Source organism: Blautia ammoniilytica, assembly GCF_025566965.1.
GTDB lineage: Bacteria > Bacillota > Clostridia > Lachnospirales > Lachnospiraceae > Blautia_A > Blautia_A ammoniilytica.
The window spans coordinates 67,478-84,520 of sequence record NZ_JAOQJL010000007.1; the positions used below are offsets into that span (position 1 = coordinate 67,478).

A 17,043-nucleotide genomic window follows, 5' to 3' on the forward strand; every position below is an offset into this window, starting at 1 on the left:
TAAAATAATACATTGCCATCCGGTCTGTCAAATATCCATGCAGGCAGTCACTGTCTCAGACTTCTGGCCTTTAATTTTTATAACGCTCATGAATAACGCTACAATTCTTTATAATTACAGTCATTGTAGTAGTATAGCACAGGAGTTTCAAAAACGCTAGTGTTTTTTCAAAGGAAAGCCCCCATTTTACATGGTTTTTCCAGCAAAAGACCATTTTACCGGGTATATACTACTGATTCTGCAATTTCATCTGCTTTTTCTTTTCCAAGAAGCTGTTCAATCAGGGATAGTGCAAAATCAACGGCTGTACCCAGTCCCCTGCTGGTGGTAATATTGCCATCTGTTACCACTTTTTCCAAGGATTTTTCTGCCCCTTTTAATCCGTCCATGCAGGAAGGATAAGCAGTTGCTTTCTTTCCCTCCAGAAGTCCCAGGGAAGCCAGCACAGTAGGTGCTGCGCAGATAGCTCCGATTTTTCCGCCTTTCTGATCAAATTGTGTCAACAATCTTGCAAGCGACTCATACTCTCCAAGGTACTTTGTCCCCGGCATCCCGCCAGGAAGCACCAGCATATCCGCATCTGAAAAATCAGTTTCATCAAATAAAGAATCTGCCAAAAGGGCAATATGGTGAGAAGTAACTACTTCTTTTTTGTCCATAATTGAAACGGTAGTGATCCGGATTCCTGCCCTGCGCATCAGATCTACTACAGCAAGTCCTTCAATATCTTCAAATCCGTCTGCCAGAAAAATATAAACATTTTTTGCCATTATTATTTCCTCTTTCTTCCTATTTTATTTCTCCCTTGTTCCATGTATAATGAGATTGGGTTTTCCCACATTATAAATGGTATTGGTTTTCCCCATATTATATAAGGAGGCTTTTATTATGGAAATCGAACGAAAATTCCTGATTTCTCAGGAAAATCTGCCCCAAAACCTGGTATCTTATCCTTCAAAAAAGATCCAACAGGGATATCTGTGTACAGATCCTGTTGTCCGTATCCGCAGATCCAATGATTCTTATTATCTTACCTATAAATCCAAAGGACTGATGTGCCGTGAAGAATACAATCTGCCTCTTACTCAGGAAGCTTATGAGCACCTGAAGCCTAAAGCAGATGGTGTTATCATATCAAAAACCAGATATGTGATTCCGGAAAAGGACGGTCTGACCATTGAATTGGACATCTTTGACGCTCCATATCAGGGGCTTTTCCTTGCAGAGGTAGAATTCTCTTCTGAAGAAGAAGCTATATCTTATATACCTCCAGAATGGTTCGGTGAAGAAGTAACCAACTCTTCCAAATATCACAACAGCACTTTAAGTAAGGGAATTTGCCAGTTGTAGCAGTTTTAAGTATTTCCGATTATCTGTATCTTGATTACAGTTTGCTCTGTATCCAGATGCATTTTTATCTGATTTTTTATTTACATCTTTTTGCCTTTATCTGCGCAGGCCTGAAGTGCTTCAAAAACAGCGCTTCTAAAGCCTGCCTTTTCCAAAGTACGCACACCCTCAATGGTGGTTCCTGCTGGTGAGCATACCATATCTTTTAATTCTCCAGGATGCATTCCTGTCTCAAGTACCATCCTGGCACTTCCCAGAACAGACTGTGCAGCAAACTGGTATGCCTGTTTTCTTGGCATCCCCTGTGCCACTGCTGCATCTGCCATTGCTTCAATGAATATAAATACGTATGCCGGAGAACACCCACTGACTGCTCCCACTGCATCCATCAATCGCTCCGGCACAACCTGCGTTTTGCCAAAACTGTCAGTGATCTTCAATACCTGTTCCAGATCATCATCTGTTACCAGTTCATTTCTGCAAACACCTGTCATACCTTCACCTACCTGAGCAGGGGTATTTGGCATAAGGCGTGCTACTTTCAGGGATGTCTGACATATTTCCTGTATCCAGTCCAGACTTTTCCCTGGTGCAATACCGATCACCATATGCTCTGGAGTAAGATCCGCCCGTACTTCTTCGATCACTTCCTGATAGAACTGTGGCTTAACGGCCAGAATGATCGTCTTTGCATTTTTAACTACCTGGCGATTGTCCAGGGTGGTTACAACTCCCAGCTTTTCCCTGCTTCTTTTGCTGCCTTCTTCTGTAAGATTTGATACAATGATCTCATCCTTCTGAAAAATCCCTTTTTTCAGGATCCCGCTGATCATCGCAGATCCCATGTTCCCACATCCGATAAATCCAATTTTCATCTTCTTTGTCTCCTTGTATACATATACATCTTTAACAAAACACCCCTGAAAGCCTGCTATTACAAGGGCACTGAAAAACTTCCATTTTTTCTTAAGTGGAAGTTTTTCTTTTATATTTTTTCAATTTTTTTTTAGAAAAAGCACAAAAAAGCTATGGCTTACTCCATAGCCAGCTCTTCTAATCTTACTATTCGTTTTACATTTGCTGTAAATGCCGTAAAATACATTTGCAGATGCATAGCAAATAGACCTCTCGAATCTGCTTTGCGCAAACCGTGAGCTTCCTTTAATTCTCCATTCTTTTCTTCTATCCTGTGCCGAATCTTCATTCGCTCCTGAAAATATTCACTTTCTTCAAATTTAAGCCGTTCAAGATTTTTCTCGCTTGCTTGCGTAATACTGTAGCTTCGTTCTTTAGCCTTTGATTTCCCTACACGGCAGTTTTCTCTTTGTGAGCATTTCCGGCACTTTACTTTGCTAAATATATATCTTAAATAAGTGTTTCCGTTTTTTGCTGTTCTTTTTTCCACACGCGTGGAAAGCTCTCCGGCAGGACACTGCAACATCCCCGCATCTTTGTTAAAGCAGAAACCTTCCTCAAGGTTTCCGTTTGCTGCTGCAGCTACTGCTGTATTGGTCCTGGCAATCAATGTAATCTCTTTTCCGCAAACTTCCAGATTATCATCACTGACATATGCCATATCGCCTATAACTTCTGTAACTTTTATTCCATTTTCCTTTGCTTTTTCTATCAGTTTTGGTAATTCCTGCCCATCTGGCGCTCCTCCATCTGTTACACTGATCCCTGCAATAAGACGTTCTTCTGTCATCGCAAGGTGATTTTTATATCCATAAAACGTACTGGTTGCCGTTTTATGCCCGAATCGTGCATCTTTATCCTCTTTGGAGCGGATCTCTTTGAGCCGTTCATCTTCTAGCAGCTCTTTCATTTCCCGAGAAAGTTTCTGTATCTTTTCATTTCCACAGGATTCTATTCCTTCCTCCAAAATCCGGAGGAGTTCCTTAGTATAGGCAATTTCTTCATCCAACCCTGCTTCCAAAGATGGTTTCTCAGGAAATTGCTCTGATAATTCAAAAGCTGTTTTATAAATCTCTTTCCGGAGTTGTTTGCTCATATCTCGCAGAATCTGCGTTGGGGATTTTGCCCGAACAGACGCAAGTGTATGAGTGGAATCGACGATAATGGTTCCCGATTTGATCAGGTTTTTGTCTAGTGCCTGTTGAATGGTTTCTTTCAGTAGTTCTTCTAAGATATCTTCTGTAATACGAGTTTTTCTGAATTTTGTAAGAAGACTGGAATCTATCATTTTTGCTTCCGGTTCCAGATTAAGGAAAAATTTATATGCCATGTCCGTCTGGGCGCTACTTATTAGAGCTTCGTCAGAAAGATCATACAGCTTTTTCAGAAAAAGCAGTTTAAACATCATCTCCGGTTCCTTCGCCGGGCGACCGAAATTTTCACAATACTGCTTACGAAGCATTGGATTTACAAAGCTGAAATCTATATTTTCTTTTATTCTCCGCAAAAGATGATCTTCGGGAATGATTGCATCGTAAAGCCCCTGATATGGTGACAATGATAATTGTAACTGTGAATGATCTTTTAACATGGTAGCCGCTCCCTCCTTATATTTCTATTATAATGGAAATACGAAAAAAAGCCCAATTCTTTTTTAGAATCAGACTTTTTCAGTGCCCTTATAAATCAAAGGATTTCGCCATTTTGGGAATAAAATAGATGTGTGTTTCTGTTTCCGCAGAGTGATGATATATCAGGAGGTTTACCCCAGGGGATAGGCTTTGGAGAACGGGAAATATACATTTTGGCGAAAGAATACTTTTTCGCAAAAGCGGTTTTGTTAAAGGAGCGTATGATGAAGGAAATTGAACAGTTCGCAACCCAATTTCGAAGAGCGATTGACTTGGCTTTGGAAGCAGGGGAGTTTGATAACGACAGCATATATCGCAGATTTCCACGTGCTTGCTGCGGAGATACGAGTGATTTGTTAGCTCAGTATTTATTGGATAAAGGTATCAAAACAGATTATGTCTGTGGAACATATTGGGGTAAACCGGATGGAAACGGACAATCTCATGCATGGCTGATGGTAGACAAATATATTATTATAGATATCACAGGTGACCAATTTAGTGGCAAGTCTACTTTTCTTAATTATGACAAATCAGTTTATGTAGGTGAGGGAGATGATTTCCATAGGCTCTTTGAGGTTGAAGATAGAGATGTTCATGAGCATCGTGGGTTGAGTGCTTTGGGTGGTTTTTGTGGACCGAGGCTGTGGGATTTATATAGAAAAATTCTAAAATACATTTAGTCAACCACTTTTTATGGGGATAAAACCATTACCCCACTTTGAAAACCTATTGCATACTTTCGCTATGCAGCATAAAATAAATGTTCAGGGGATTATTGAAACCGTATGTCTGCTTTCAAAGAAACCTTGATTTTCTGCGGTTTGTGGGATATTAAGGAACGAAAATGGATATGTGTTTTGTAGCCTTATGAATGAACCATTTGAATATCGCAGCAGTGGGGTGTTTTGAAACTCTGCTGAATAATAGGCTTTTGCTAAAAGGTATCACTTTTGTGAAAATGTATGATACTTCCTGGCAGAAGCCTTTTTATATAAAGATAACTTGACTTCTAAATCTTACTGATGTAATATTTACACAAGTGCAGTAGGATTGCGGACGAAATTTTTTTGTTGCGAAATCTTACGCATGTAATAAAAGGAAGGAGGAATGCATAGTACGATATACCCAGCAAAGAGAAATTTTTTTACTTCAAAATCTTACGAGTGTAATATTTTGAAGATATAGCGTACATTGAAAATAGAATATGACCATATCAGCAAAGCAAAATGAATGGAGGTCAATATGAAGAAAGGAAAAAGCAGAAACAAGCGAAAGAAAACAAGAAGCAGGCTCCTATGGATTGCGATTGCTGTTATAGGAATAGCTGCGGTAATTTCTGCAGTATGTGTGGCAGGAATGTTGGCAACAAAGGAAAATGCCTGGAAGACACCGGAAGAACTTCTGGTGGAGTACATGGATCATATTCCAAAACAGGAGTATGAAGAAATGTATGCAATGCTACATATTGAGGCATCGGGAAATGTCAGTCAGGAGGATTTTGTAACTCGAAATTCAGCTATTTATGAAGGTATAGAAGTCCAGAATATAGCTGTCCAGATTATTGCATATGACGAGGAGCAAATGACGGTAACCTACCAGACTTCTTTCGATACAGTTGCAGGAACTATCAGCTTTGAGAATAAAGCACTTTTCCTAAAGGACGAAGAAGGATATCAGTTAGTTTGGGATGATTCCCTGATTTTTCCGAATCTGGCATCTACAGATAAAGTAAGAGTTTCCACTACACAGGCAGAACGAGGAGAAATTCTGGATAGGAACGGACGTGTCCTTGCAGGAAAAGGTACAGCATCTTCGGTTGGAATCGTTCCGGGCAAGTTGGAAAACAGAGAGGAAGCAATCGCACAGATTGCAGAACTAGTGGAAATCACACCGGAAGCGATAGAAAAGAAACTGTCTGCAAAGTGGGTAAAGGATGATTCTTTTGTTCCCATTAAAACAATTCCAAGAGTGGAAGAAATTGAGTTAATGTCTATCAGTCCAGATGAAGAAGTCCTAAAGGAGAAAGAAAGGCATGAAAAGTTGCTGGAGATTCCCGGAGTGATGATATCTGATGTTGAAGTGCGTGAATACCCATTAGGAGAAGCAGCGGCACATTTGGTCGGATATGTTCAAAGTGTTACTGCGGAAGATTTAGAGGAGCATGCAGGAGAAGGCTATACAGCCAATAGTGTAATCGGCAGAAGCGGAATGGAGAGCTTGTTCGAGAGTGAACTGAAAGGCCAGAACGGTTGCAGGATTTACATTGAAAACTCGGAAGGCAAAGAGAAGGAGGAACTTGCTTGTATCCTGGTACAGCATGGGCAGGACATCCAGCTTACGATAGATACTGATTTACAGGTTTCCTTGCATGAGCAGTTTAAGGAAGATAAAAGCTGCTCGGTAGCCATGAATCCTTATATCGGAGAAGTATTGGCTTTGGTCAGCACACCGGCCTATGACAATAACGATTTTATTATGGGATTGTCGAGTGAGCAGTGGACTGTACTTAACGAGGATGAGAATAAGCCAATGTATAATCGCTTCCGGCAAGTGTGGTGTCCGGGGTCTACATTCAAGCCAATTACCGCAGCGGTCGGCTTGGAATCAGGAGCAATCGATCCAATGGAAGATTACGGCAACGTAGGCTTAAGTTGGCAAAAGGATGCATCGTGGGGTTCCTATCATGTAACAACACTCCATGCATATGAACCAGTCATTTTAGAGAATGCCCTAATATATTCCGACAATATTTATTTCGCAAAGGCAGCATTAAAGATTGGCTCAGAAGAGATGGAGAGTTCTTTGACTGGACTTGGTTTTAATGAGGAACTGCCATTTGAGATTAAGATGGCAGAGTCGCAGTATTCTAATTCAGAGGGAATTGAAACAGAAATACAGTTAGCAGACAGCGGTTACGGTCAAGGGCAGGTTTTGGTGAATCCATTACATATGGCATGTATCTATTCTGCTTTCTGTAACGAGGGAAATGTTATAAAGCCGTATTTAGTATATCAGAAAGACGCAGTAGCTGAGTATTGGATTCCGGGAGCCTTTTCTAATGAGACAGCAAGCCGTGTATTGGAAGGAACAAAAAAGGTTGTGAATGATTCTAATGGAACTGGATATGCAGCCCATCGGGATGACATTCTTTTAGCAGGAAAAACAGGTACGGCAGAAATCAAGGCATCGAAGGATGATACTTCGGGTACGGAATTAGGATGGTTTGCAATTTTTACAGCAGAAGATACGGTAGAACGTCCTATATTGATTATTAGCATGGTAGAAGATGTGAAAGGAAGAGGAGGAAGCGGATATGTTGTTAAGAAAGACAACCTGGTTCTGGAAGAGTGGTTTGGCAGCAATTAGCTTTGTATTAATACTTAGTATTTCGGGGTGCAGTGATGCACCCCCGGAAGAAAATACAGTTTCGGAAACGGTAATAGATGTTCAGGCTATTCAGGAAGAATCAGAGGAGGATGCAGATGAAATTATAAGCGTCTGCATTGATCTTTATGAGAAAGCAGAAGAAGAAAATAAATTAGCGGATTTGGAAACAATCCGTAGTATTGTAAATCGTCTTGGAGAAAATGGTTATTCGGCAGTTGACAGCAGAAATCAAATTAACATGACGGAACCAGAGAAGGTAGTGGAATTCTGCGAAAAGGTGGATGCACAGGAGGAAGCAGAAATAACGATTCTTGAAATCAGTTATTTGGGCGGATTTGTAAAATACGATTTGCACACAAAAGGCGGAAATGTGGATGTGGTCAGAAGCTATTACAAGTATGAAAATGGAAATATGAAAAGAGAGGTTATAGGAAACTATCAAGCGGAGTATTGGAATTATACAGAAGAAGGTTACCTGATGTTTTCCGGTGTTTGGTTTTCAGAAGAATTATATGTTCTTACATTGAGTGGAGCAGAGGAACATACCGCATTACGGGTACAGCCATTGGATGAAACATATAGGGAGTTGAGTCGGAAATATCTCAACCCAATCAGCTTTGAACGGAATAATATGTTCATTGTGGATTGGAGTGAGGAGGATTTCGGGGATTTGAATTTCTATGATATGTATGACATTCTTTATCCAAAAGTGAATGGTCAATATGCTCCCTATGTTGCTGATGACAACTTATCAGTCAGTGCAGTTTATCAGATTCCAAAAGAAGAATTTGAAAGTGTTATTATGAAATATTTCAACATTGATAGTGAAACGCTACAATCAAAAACCATCTATGATTCGGAGAATTTGACTTATGAATATAAGCCGAGAGGCTTTGAAGAAGTAGAGTACCCCGAATATCCATATTCAGAGGTAGTAGGTTTTACAGAAAACAATGATGGGACAATTACACTTACAGCCAATGTAGTATTCCCTTATGCGGGTGATTCCAAGGTATATGCTCACGAGGTTGTGGTTCGCCCTTTAGAGAATGGACGGGTACAATATGTATCTAATCGAATTATACCATCCGAAGACAACTACAGAGAAACTTGGCATACGCCACGGTTGACGTTAGAAGAATGGGAAGAATTGTACGGAGGAGAATAATGGAGGATGTGAAATGGCTGCTTAGAAAATGTGGACTTCTAATTTTACTGCTGTTGATTTTCGTGATAGTTGGGGTAATCTGTTGGGGGAAAATGCATGAAGAAGAACAAAAGGTGGCAGAAGAAGTATGGGAGCCACCTGTAGAAATCGAAAATAGCGAAGCAGAAACAGAAGAAGCCGAGAATGCGGAAACTTCCACAGAGTCAGCATATTGGTTTATTCCGCAAGCCAGTGATTGTCTTATCTCAGATGAGGAAAAGGAACAATTGCAGAGTATGGTTTTGTCAGCGGCAGATTCGGTAGCAGAAATCTATAAGGATATTGTAATTGCAGATGCACCAAGTTATTCTTCCGGCATTAGCGAATTTACCAACGAGCAGAGGAAAACTGTGGTGGAGCAATTGGGCAGAAGCGGTCTGGTAAGTGTTGAAGAAGATACTGCCATGCAAAACCATGAAGCAGTCGAAACATTTTATGCAGATTACTTGGATGGACGGGACTCAATGGTTACGGTATTCGAAGTACATAGAGATGGACTGATTGGAGCAGTTACTTTTATTTACCGGAAAGGTGAGTTGCAGACTTATTATATAGGTGTTCGTTGGAAGGAAGGTGGAGTGCCTGAAATACAGGGAACTTCGGTAAGTAATGTGGCTGAAATCAAACTTACGGAAAAAGGGTATTTTATCTACGCATATGAATATGTGATTGCACATGCAAGTTTGAGACAGTATTGGAGAATAGAACCGCTTCCGGAAGACTGCCAGGAACTGACGGAGAAATACATATCAGGACTAAGTTATGTGAATTACAATGTGCTTGTCACAAACTGGAACAGTAGCAATGTAAAGGATATTTTGATGCCTTGCATGTATGAAGATATTTACCGAATTTCCACGGGTGAAAATCTGAAAACTGAGGATTGGAAGATTCCGGCAGAGGAATATGAAAGGATAATGACCACCTATTTTCCAGTATCGATAGAACAGTTAAGAGAGTATTGTGGGTATGATGAAGGGAGTAACAGCTATGAATATGAGATGATTTATGCCAGCCCATACCCACCTTTTGGAGAAGTAGTTGACTATACAAAAAATGCGGATGGAACGATTACACTTATCGTGGATGGAGTATGGCCGGATTATAATTCTGATCTCGCTTTTCGGAATACGGTTGTGGTCCAGCCATTTGAAGACGGAACTTTCAGGTATCTTTCCAATTCTATAGAACAAATTGAATTGGAACTGCCGCCAATAGCAAGAACGAAAGGATGATTTTATGGTATTAAGGAAAAAGAGCATTCTACTGATCATGGTATTTCTGATTGGGGGTTTCGTGTGTGCCTGTGGAAAAGAAGATAGTGTTGCGGGAGAATCTCTTGTGGAAGATACGGAAGAAGTATCTTCCACGGAGGAAACAAAAAATACTGAGGAAGAGGCTGCAGTACAATGGGAAAAGGGCTACGATCTTCCGGTAGATGAACAGGAAAGGGAAGAAGCTGAGACTGACTGTAAAAAGCTGATGGAACTTTATCTTGACATTTATGAAACAGCAGATAAAGGGATAGCATCTAATGTTGTTTTGGATGATCAAACGGTTCTTGAAATTCAGAAGAAGGTAAAGGACGCAGGATATCCAATTGCTACGATGGTAACGTATTCTAACATGGAGAATTATGAAAGTGTTGACAGTTTTCTGAAAGAATGTATGGAAGGGAAAAGAGGCTCTGTGGTGATTTATGAAATCCACAATGATGGTGGACTGGGCAGAATGAAATTCATTTTTGATGGAACGGATATGTATGTTGTGAGTACAAGAGGAATCTGGAATGCTGACAACAAGCCGGGAATTTCGTACATTTCTTATACGAGACTCAAAGAATGGAAATACACGGAAAAAGGATGGTTCTGCTATGAGCTGTGTGTGCCAGAGCCGCCAGAGGTTAGTGAAATTATGGATGGAAGCTGCCTGATCAGAATAAAACCTATGACAGAGGAACAGTGTGAAATGTCTGAACGTTGTGTTCGGGGGCTTGGATATCAGGGACAGAACCTTTTGTGTTCCAACTGGAATGTAGAAAATATGAGTGAGTTGGATTATAACGGAATGTTTGAATATCTGTATGGAATGAAATATGGAGAAAAGTTCAATTCTGAAGATTATCCAAATGGCATTCCTAAAGAAGAGTTCGAAAGTCTGATTATGGAGTATCTTCCCATAACAGCGGAGCAGATACGAGAGTACGCAGTATTTGATGAGGAAAACCAGACCTATCTTTGGGCGAGACTTGGGTGCTTCAATTATGCGCCTACCTTCTTTGGAACTTCTCTGCCGGAGGTTGTCGACATCAAAGAAAATCAAGATGGAACAGTCACATTAACAGTTGAGGCGGTCTGTGACATGGTCATTTGCGATGATGCAGTCATAACCCATGAACTTACGGTAAGGTTTGCAGAGGATGGCAGTTTTCAGTATTTGGGGAATGAAATCCTAAATGACGGAATTATGCATATACCAGATTACCAATACCGTATTAAAGAATGATTTGATAATACTGGTGTTTTATGGTATTTTTACAGATATGAAGAAAGGAGACTTACATGAAATATATTTATAAAATCACGGGAAAAGTAAGTTTAATACTATATATATTTATGTTGTATCAATTCTGGCATCTATGTCAATATGGTGGCTTGAGAAGGCATATACCGATGTTGGCGTTAGGTATAATAGGATTGGTTGGCACAGTGGTTCTCTGGCTGATTTCGAAAAGGCATAATCAAGAAGTTAATTCAGGAGATAATGGAAATAAGAAACTTTTCTATACGGAAATGATACTCCTTATAGCAGCAACTTTATTCTTTGGTGGACGTATCGTTTATTCTGCAGTTCCGTATCACGGGGCACTGTCTTGGAAACTTGATGAGTGGATGCGTAAAAAAGAAGTAGAACTGGAGCATAATAATCTTTTTGAGGATGGTGTAGAAGGGATTCTGATGGATTTGGATGAAGCATTGCAACTGCCGGAAGAACTCTATATTGCAAATAAATATCAGGTGTCATTTGATGAAAACGGAACGATTCAAAGGATTTATGCATTCATATATGGAAAAAATGAGGCTGGAGAGAAAAAAACGTATCTTATTGATTATGACGCAGACAGCAGTAATGATATGACTGTTTGGATAGATGGTAATGTGAATGGAGAATATAGTGACGATATGCGTTTGTCTCCAATGATTGAAATTTTGAACAATTCAGACTGGACGAGTCAGGTAGAGGCGTGGGCTGAAACATTTGAAGAGCAGCAGATTTATGAAATACTCTATATGGGGCGAAGATCTTTTAGTTCAGAGGAAGGCTTACAATATATTTCGGGAGATGCAGATGGTGATGGAACTGAAACAGGAACCGGCAATTTTACTCAGCTTAGAAGCGGTGGAGAAATCGTTGGGTTTGAGGTATCTTTGCATATTCCTGATTTAAATAGTGTCACACCTGTTCGATATATTATGGAGCCTGAGTACGTCAGTCAACAAGAATTGAAGCAGGAGAATACGATGCAGCAGGTGGAGGATGCTAAAGATACAGAAAGTTGGACTGTGGATCAAAGTGATGGAACTATGTATTTCTTTTTAGATGAAAATAATGGATGGCGTTTGGTGATAACGGATGCAGCTGCCGGAAGCAGATTTTATGTAATGGAAAAGACAATGGATGGTGGTTCTACTTGGGAATGCATAAATGATGATCCGTTCAGTGGACAATTGGGAGTTGCAGAAGGTTTAATATTTTATGATGAGAACTTTGGGGTTGCAGGAATTACAGGCGCATCCCAGTCCTATTCCCGCTTATATGTCACTCGCGATGGCGGAAGGACCTTTGAAGAAATGAAACTTCCAATGGATCTTGTTTCAGAATTACCACAAATCGCTATCGATTGCGGATTTACGGTGGAGGATTTTGATTACCTGAATATGCCTGAAAAAGAGGACGACACATTGACGATAACGGTTACCACAGATGCAGCGGAGAAAGATGGGATTGTATTTCAGTCAACTGATTATGGAGCGACATGGGAATACAAAGGGCTTGTTCAGATAGCGAATTAAGAAAAATCGGGTAAAAGTCAGAGATTGACCTTTACCCGATTCTTTATTTCCAGATATTCATGTCAGACAAGATAGACATGGTTATTTCAGTTGCGTTGCCTCCGGTAGCATCGCTGTCTGCACCAATGTTGGTAGCAAAAAAGTATGTATTATCTGCAGTTTCGATATAACCGATAAACCATCCGTTCACATCCTGGCCATCCACACGTCCGGTTCCGGTCTTTCCGTAGAATGTTCCGGCATCGGAAGAAGAAAGGCAGATGGAATCTTTTACTGCATTGATGTTTTCAGGAGCAAATCCAAAGTTGTTATTCTGCAGCTGGGTTAAAAGTTCGACTTGCTCTATTGGAGAAATTTTCAAGGAAGACTCCATCCAATAGGTGGAGAAATCACCACTTATATTTTCGTTTCCATATCCAATTTCCTGAATATAGTTGGAAATGTTAGCGGCTCCAAGCTGTTCGTCCACAGATTCAAAATACCAATTCACAGAGGAATTCATTGCTGACTGTAAGGTCTGGTCTGCATTCCATGCTTCAAATGGATAGGTTTCTCCATTCCATGCAATGAACGAATTTTCCGGTGTAATGATATCTTCTTCCAATCCGAACAGGGCATCGTATATCTTGTAGGTGGAGTTTGGTGCAACTCGCAGGGTGGCATGCTCCTTGTCGTGTATGCTCCATGCATCATTTTCCAAATCGTATAAAACAAAGCTGCCTTCGTATTCTCCGAAGTATGTGGAGAGGTCTACATAGGAAACATTCTCAGAAGAGGAATCCCATTGGTAGTGGCTTCCGTCTGCTGCGTATGTAGAAATAAAAGGTGCGAATCCAAGGAGAAGAACAGCAGTCAACATGAATGCAGTCATACCTTTTATTCTTTTCATAAATGTCGGCTTCTCATAAGAGGCAATGTTGATAATTCTTCGTTTCATCTGCTCCATGTTTCCACCAAGGCCGGCGGCAAACGGAAAAGGAGTAAGTGAAACCTTCTCTGCAAAGTTAATCAGTGTATTACCATAATCTTCGTAAGCATCCTCTTCAAGCATTTTCAAAACGGAAGTGTCACAGGCAACCTCTCTGTCATTACGCATTTCTTTCAGTGCATACCAGACAAGAGGATTGAACCAATATATTACCCCGGCAAGATTCATCAGATAACTGGCAACAGCATCTTTGTGCTTATAGTGCTGCAGTTCGTGCAACAGCATATACCGCATATCGGATTCGTTGTAATCAGAGATCAGATGAATCGGCAGATAAATACATGGTTTCAAAAGTCCCACAATAATCGGGGATTTCAAAAATGCAGTACTGTAAACAGGGATATTTCTGTGAATTCCCATTTCCTCCAAACATCGATGATATAGTCTGCGTACCTCCGGGTTCTGAAGGGGAAGTGCAGATTTCTCCAAATTGCGTAGGCGGAGTGAGGATTTGATTACTAATATAATCATTGCAAAAATGCCTACAGTCCATATCCCTAATAATATATATCCAGCAATGGATGGTGTCTCGCTATTTACAGAAAGTGCGAAATCATTCATCCAGTCTGTATTTCCGGTCGGATGAATTCCCACAGCTTCCCCCATAGCGGTTGCGGTACCAGAAGCAGGAGAGCTTCTTAAGCTACCAAGCCACGAGAAGATTTGTGGAAATCCGATGAGACGGAACGGTATAAAGGGAACTGCCAGCAACCCAAGAAGCAGGAACCACAGATTATACTGCATCCGGCTGGACAGGTTGTTTTTGAATATCCGCTTGGCTATCAAAAGAATTCCGATGATACCGCTGATAAATACATTGCATATTAAAAAGCGTATCATAAAATTAGCCACGTTAATTTCCTCCTTTTTTTGACCTCTTGGAAAGAAGGGAACGGAGGGTGTCTATTTCTGTTTCAGACAGTCTGTCATTTTCTATATAGGCAGACAGCATGGCAGTGATATCCCCGTCATAGTATCGTTCCAGAAAAGAGTTGCTTTCCTGGCCGATGTATTCGCTTTCTTTCACGACTGGGGTATAAACAAACACTCGGCTCTGTTTTTCATAAGTTAGAACGCCTTTTGTTACGAGACGTTTGATTAAAGTCTGTATCGTCTTAGGACTCCAGCTTGTGGTCTGTAATAATTTATCTGTTATTTCATTGGTACTGATCGGCGCATGTTTCCATACGATTTTCATAACTTCAAATTCAGCTTCAGAAATCTGTGGTAAATCGTTCATTTTAAATCCCTCCTTAAATCTTACGGCTGTAATAAATATATTATAGACGTTATTTATGTGGTTGTCAATTTCAGAAAAAACATATTGACTTGAAATCTTACTTGTGTAATAATTGAAATATTACAAGAGTAAGATTTGGAGATGGCAACAAAAAGAAAAGAACCAGAATCACAACGGATTAGCTGGTTCCTTTACTCGTTTGAATTACCTCTTTTATGTATGAGTGCTAAGAGGTATTCAATTGCTGGAAGAATCTCGGCTGCCTCTTGCTCATCACATTCCTGTAGCATCAATAACAGTTTTTGTTTTTTCAACCCATCCGTAGCAGTGTCAGGGTGGAAAATCCGGTCTGCAGGAATGTGTAAATAAGCGATGATCTGGCACAATACTTCGAACTTGGGATTCCCACGGTCGTTTTCAATATTCAGTATTGTACGTTCATCACAACCTATTTGTTCAGCTAATGCTGCTTGAGATAGATGGGCTTCTTCTCTGGCAGCCCGAACTACCTTCGCAAGATTTTTTACATAGTCATGCATTACAATTCACCTCAGTGCTAGTTTACACTACAGGGTAAATATTATGAATTACAATAGAGTACAGGTATAAGATGAAACGAACTACACCATAAAAGGAGAAATCACATGGAAGCAAGGAAACAGCACAGAATACGATGTTTGTTGAAGTTACTGAAATTTGCTCATGGATAAAAACGCATTGATAGGTGTATCGCAATTCATGGAACGATAGAATTGCGATACACCTATTTTATATTTCAAGAGAAAACAAGAAGGAGGCTCATGATGAAAGAGATGGAAGCAAAGACAGAAAACAGATATGAGTACAGAAAACCACAGGAAAAGAGGAAACAGATGATAGCACCGGATTTATTTGAATTTGCATATGTACCGGATTGGTACGGACATTTAGCGGAACTGGAGAGATTGGCATTGCCGGAATCATGGAAGTTCCGAAAGCCGAGCCGGGAAACAAAGAATGCAGACACCCCCATTTTAGAACGTTACATACATACAATTTTTCGCAAGCAGGTTATTGACTTTAATTCAGAAAGTGATCCAAGAAAGGCAGACAGTATTTTTCATTTGGAAAACGAATGCGTCTGCTTCCATACTGGATTATACACACCTCAGTACAAGGGGATTTATGGTTATTTTGAAAGAAACAATTTTTCGGATTCTTTAAGAGATTGGTATTTTAGAGGTTTTTGTGATGAATTGTCTCCAAAGTTAAGATACATCGAGCCATTACCACAAAAGCCCGTCTATCATATGGCGCAGAGTGGCATTAACTTTAATCCAGAGTGGCCTATAAGAGTAAACGTAAATCACATATTGGGAGATGAAGAGAACCTGGAGCGTATTCCGGCTAAAATTCGGAAGGTGAAGAATTTGCCGCTATTGTTTGAAACAGCAGTAGAACTTGGAAGAAGGAAGTCGGTAATTGAACCGGGGCTTGTGGTCCCACAGGGATATCAGGGGAGAGTGCAGTATCTTCTTCCGGTTTATCTGACGAATATGCAGAAACCTGACCTTGCCATGACACTGACGGTTATGGATGGGTACTATTTGGGTAATACCTGTCTGACGTTGGAGATGGCATATTTGAATGCGAGAGTAGTTGCAAGGCCAATGGCTCCGTGGCTTACGGAACTCGTAAAATAGGAAAACAGTACATAGAAACATGGATTGAATGGAACACCCGACAAGATGCAATAGCTGAATTGCGCCTTGTCGGGTGTTTTTCGCTTAAAGGATGATGGACAGGCTTCCTCTCTGCTACTGAAAAAATCTCAAAAAGTTTTTTAAATAGGAAATGAACCTTCCTATTTAACTCTTATGATGATGCCACAAAGCAGAGGAAAGGAGGTGGGCAAGTGTTGAAAGCGAATGAACGTAGGCAGAAGATATTGGAAATTCTGTGTGTGCGCCGTCAGGAAACGATGGAAAATCTGGCACAGGAATTCAATGTTACAACTCGTACAATTCGGAATGATATTGAAGAATTGACACTTGCTCACCCGATTGAAACCGTGCGTGGCAGATATGGTGGAGGCGTCAGGGTTGCTGATGGCTATTATCTTGGACGTAAGTATTTAAAACCAGATCAGCAGGAACTGTTGAAGCGGCTTTCAGAAAATTTAACAGGCGAAGACCTCGCTACGATGAACAGCATCCTTTCCGAATTTGCTTTGACAAAAAGGGCAGAGAAATAAGTCCTGTCTGAAAGAT

The 17,043-nt window shown here is 40.4% G+C and carries 15 protein-coding genes; 9 read left to right on the forward strand and 6 right to left on the reverse strand.

Going from position 1 to position 17,043, the window contains the following annotated elements:
* Window positions 1-215 precede the first annotated feature (215 nt).
* On the reverse strand, window positions 216-770 hold the full coding sequence (locus OCV61_RS04940; RefSeq protein WP_158420903.1) for a DJ-1 family glyoxalase III: 555 nt from the start codon (window positions 768-770) through the stop codon (window positions 216-218).
* Window positions 771-888: 118 nt separating this feature from the next.
* Here OCV61_RS04940 and OCV61_RS04945 point away from each other — a divergent pair, with 118 nt between their 5' ends.
* Window positions 889-1,350 carry a CYTH domain-containing protein gene (locus OCV61_RS04945; protein WP_158420904.1) on the forward strand — a complete coding sequence of 154 codons (462 nt, stop codon included), beginning with the start codon at window positions 889-891 and terminating at the stop codon, window positions 1,348-1,350.
* A gap of 80 nt (window positions 1,351-1,430) precedes the next feature.
* Here the strand turns inward: OCV61_RS04945 and proC are convergent, their stop codons facing one another.
* Both proC and OCV61_RS04955 read right to left on the reverse strand, forming a co-directional pair.
* On the reverse strand, window positions 1,431-2,225 hold the full coding sequence (proC, locus tag OCV61_RS04950; RefSeq protein WP_158420905.1) for a pyrroline-5-carboxylate reductase: 795 nt from the start codon (window positions 2,223-2,225) through the stop codon (window positions 1,431-1,433).
* 158 nt (window positions 2,226-2,383) lie between these two features.
* Window positions 2,384-3,856: an IS1182 family transposase gene (locus OCV61_RS04955; RefSeq protein WP_158420906.1), complete on the reverse strand. Its 1,473-nt coding sequence runs from the start codon at window positions 3,854-3,856 to the stop codon at window positions 2,384-2,386.
* 213 nt (window positions 3,857-4,069) lie between these two features.
* On the opposite strand from OCV61_RS04955, the gene OCV61_RS04960 reads away from it, so the two are divergent.
* The 6 genes from OCV61_RS04960 (at window position 4,070) to OCV61_RS04985 (ending at window position 12,566) form a co-directional block, all read left to right on the forward strand.
* Entirely contained in the window at window positions 4,070-4,579 is a 510-nt protein-coding gene (locus OCV61_RS04960; RefSeq protein WP_049889967.1) for a hypothetical protein, read from the forward strand.
* Between the two features lie 562 nt (window positions 4,580-5,141).
* Window positions 5,142-7,265 carry a penicillin-binding transpeptidase domain-containing protein gene (locus OCV61_RS04965; protein WP_155176876.1) on the forward strand — a complete coding sequence of 708 codons (2,124 nt, stop codon included), beginning with the start codon at window positions 5,142-5,144 and terminating at the stop codon, window positions 7,263-7,265.
* The gene (locus OCV61_RS04970; RefSeq protein WP_009320924.1) at window positions 7,213-8,454 is read left to right on the forward strand and encodes a DUF6070 family protein; all 1,242 of its coding nucleotides are present in this window, start codon (window positions 7,213-7,215) and stop codon (window positions 8,452-8,454) included. Before OCV61_RS04965 ends, OCV61_RS04970 begins: the two co-directional genes overlap by 53 nt.
* Window positions 8,454-9,728, forward strand: coding sequence for a DUF6070 family protein (locus OCV61_RS04975; RefSeq protein WP_117514077.1), 1,275 nt, complete (start codon window positions 8,454-8,456; stop codon window positions 9,726-9,728). Before OCV61_RS04970 ends, OCV61_RS04975 begins: the two co-directional genes overlap by 1 nt.
* Before the next feature lie 4 nt (window positions 9,729-9,732).
* Entirely contained in the window at window positions 9,733-10,998 is a 1,266-nt protein-coding gene (locus OCV61_RS04980; RefSeq protein ID WP_117762062.1) for a DUF6070 family protein, read from the forward strand.
* 56 nt (window positions 10,999-11,054) lie between these two features.
* On the forward strand, window positions 11,055-12,566 hold the full coding sequence (locus tag OCV61_RS04985) for a WD40/YVTN/BNR-like repeat-containing protein (RefSeq protein WP_117514080.1): 1,512 nt from the start codon (window positions 11,055-11,057) through the stop codon (window positions 12,564-12,566).
* A 43-nt stretch (window positions 12,567-12,609) separates the two neighbouring features.
* Here OCV61_RS04985 and OCV61_RS04990 read toward each other — a convergent pair whose 3' ends face one another.
* The 3 genes from OCV61_RS04990 to OCV61_RS05000 all read right to left on the reverse strand — a co-directional run bounded on the left by OCV61_RS04990 (window position 12,610) and on the right by OCV61_RS05000 (window position 15,333).
* Window positions 12,610-14,406: a BlaR1 family beta-lactam sensor/signal transducer gene (locus OCV61_RS04990; protein WP_158420907.1), complete on the reverse strand. Its 1,797-nt coding sequence runs from the start codon at window positions 14,404-14,406 to the stop codon at window positions 12,610-12,612.
* 1 nt (window position 14,407) lies between these two features.
* A complete protein-coding gene (locus tag OCV61_RS04995; protein WP_155176880.1) occupies window positions 14,408-14,794 on the reverse strand; it encodes a BlaI/MecI/CopY family transcriptional regulator in 387 nt (128 codons plus the stop codon).
* A 191-nt stretch (window positions 14,795-14,985) separates the two neighbouring features.
* Window positions 14,986-15,333, reverse strand: a complete 348-nt coding sequence (locus tag OCV61_RS05000; RefSeq protein ID WP_004059104.1) for a helix-turn-helix transcriptional regulator — start codon at window positions 15,331-15,333, stop codon at window positions 14,986-14,988.
* 261 nt (window positions 15,334-15,594) lie between these two features.
* Between OCV61_RS05000 and OCV61_RS05005 the strand changes: the two genes are divergently transcribed.
* Window positions 15,595-16,476: a DUF3825 domain-containing protein gene (locus tag OCV61_RS05005; RefSeq protein WP_244092970.1), complete on the forward strand. Its 882-nt coding sequence runs from the start codon at window positions 15,595-15,597 to the stop codon at window positions 16,474-16,476.
* A 212-nt stretch (window positions 16,477-16,688) separates the two neighbouring features.
* Entirely contained in the window at window positions 16,689-17,027 is a 339-nt protein-coding gene (locus OCV61_RS05010) for an HTH domain-containing protein (protein ID WP_330382883.1), read from the forward strand.
* Window positions 17,028-17,043 lie beyond the last annotated feature (16 nt).

Excerpts from the sequence above, each read along its gene's own strand:
- OCV61_RS04940 (WP_158420903.1), bottom strand. The coding sequence starts at position 770 with ATGGCAAAAAATGTTTATATTTTTCTGGCAGACGGATTTGAAGATATT.
- OCV61_RS04945 (WP_158420904.1), top strand. The coding sequence starts at position 889 with ATGGAAATCGAACGAAAATTCCTGATTTCTCAGGAAAATCTGCCCCAA.
- proC (WP_158420905.1), bottom strand. The coding sequence starts at position 2,225 with ATGAAAATTGGATTTATCGGATGTGGGAACATGGGATCTGCGATGATC.
- OCV61_RS04955 (WP_158420906.1), bottom strand. The coding sequence starts at position 3,856 with ATGTTAAAAGATCATTCACAGTTACAATTATCATTGTCACCATATCAG.
- OCV61_RS04965 (WP_155176876.1), top strand. The coding sequence starts at position 5,142 with ATGAAGAAAGGAAAAAGCAGAAACAAGCGAAAGAAAACAAGAAGCAGG.
- OCV61_RS04970 (WP_009320924.1), top strand. The coding sequence starts at position 7,213 with ATGTTGTTAAGAAAGACAACCTGGTTCTGGAAGAGTGGTTTGGCAGCA.
- OCV61_RS04975 (WP_117514077.1), top strand. The coding sequence starts at position 8,454 with ATGGAGGATGTGAAATGGCTGCTTAGAAAATGTGGACTTCTAATTTTA.
- OCV61_RS04980 (WP_117762062.1), top strand. The coding sequence starts at position 9,733 with ATGGTATTAAGGAAAAAGAGCATTCTACTGATCATGGTATTTCTGATT.
- OCV61_RS04985 (WP_117514080.1), top strand. The coding sequence starts at position 11,055 with ATGAAATATATTTATAAAATCACGGGAAAAGTAAGTTTAATACTATAT.
- OCV61_RS04995 (WP_155176880.1), bottom strand. The coding sequence starts at position 14,794 with ATGAACGATTTACCACAGATTTCTGAAGCTGAATTTGAAGTTATGAAA.
- OCV61_RS05000 (WP_004059104.1), bottom strand. The coding sequence starts at position 15,333 with ATGCATGACTATGTAAAAAATCTTGCGAAGGTAGTTCGGGCTGCCAGA.
- OCV61_RS05005 (WP_244092970.1), top strand. The coding sequence starts at position 15,595 with ATGATGAAAGAGATGGAAGCAAAGACAGAAAACAGATATGAGTACAGA.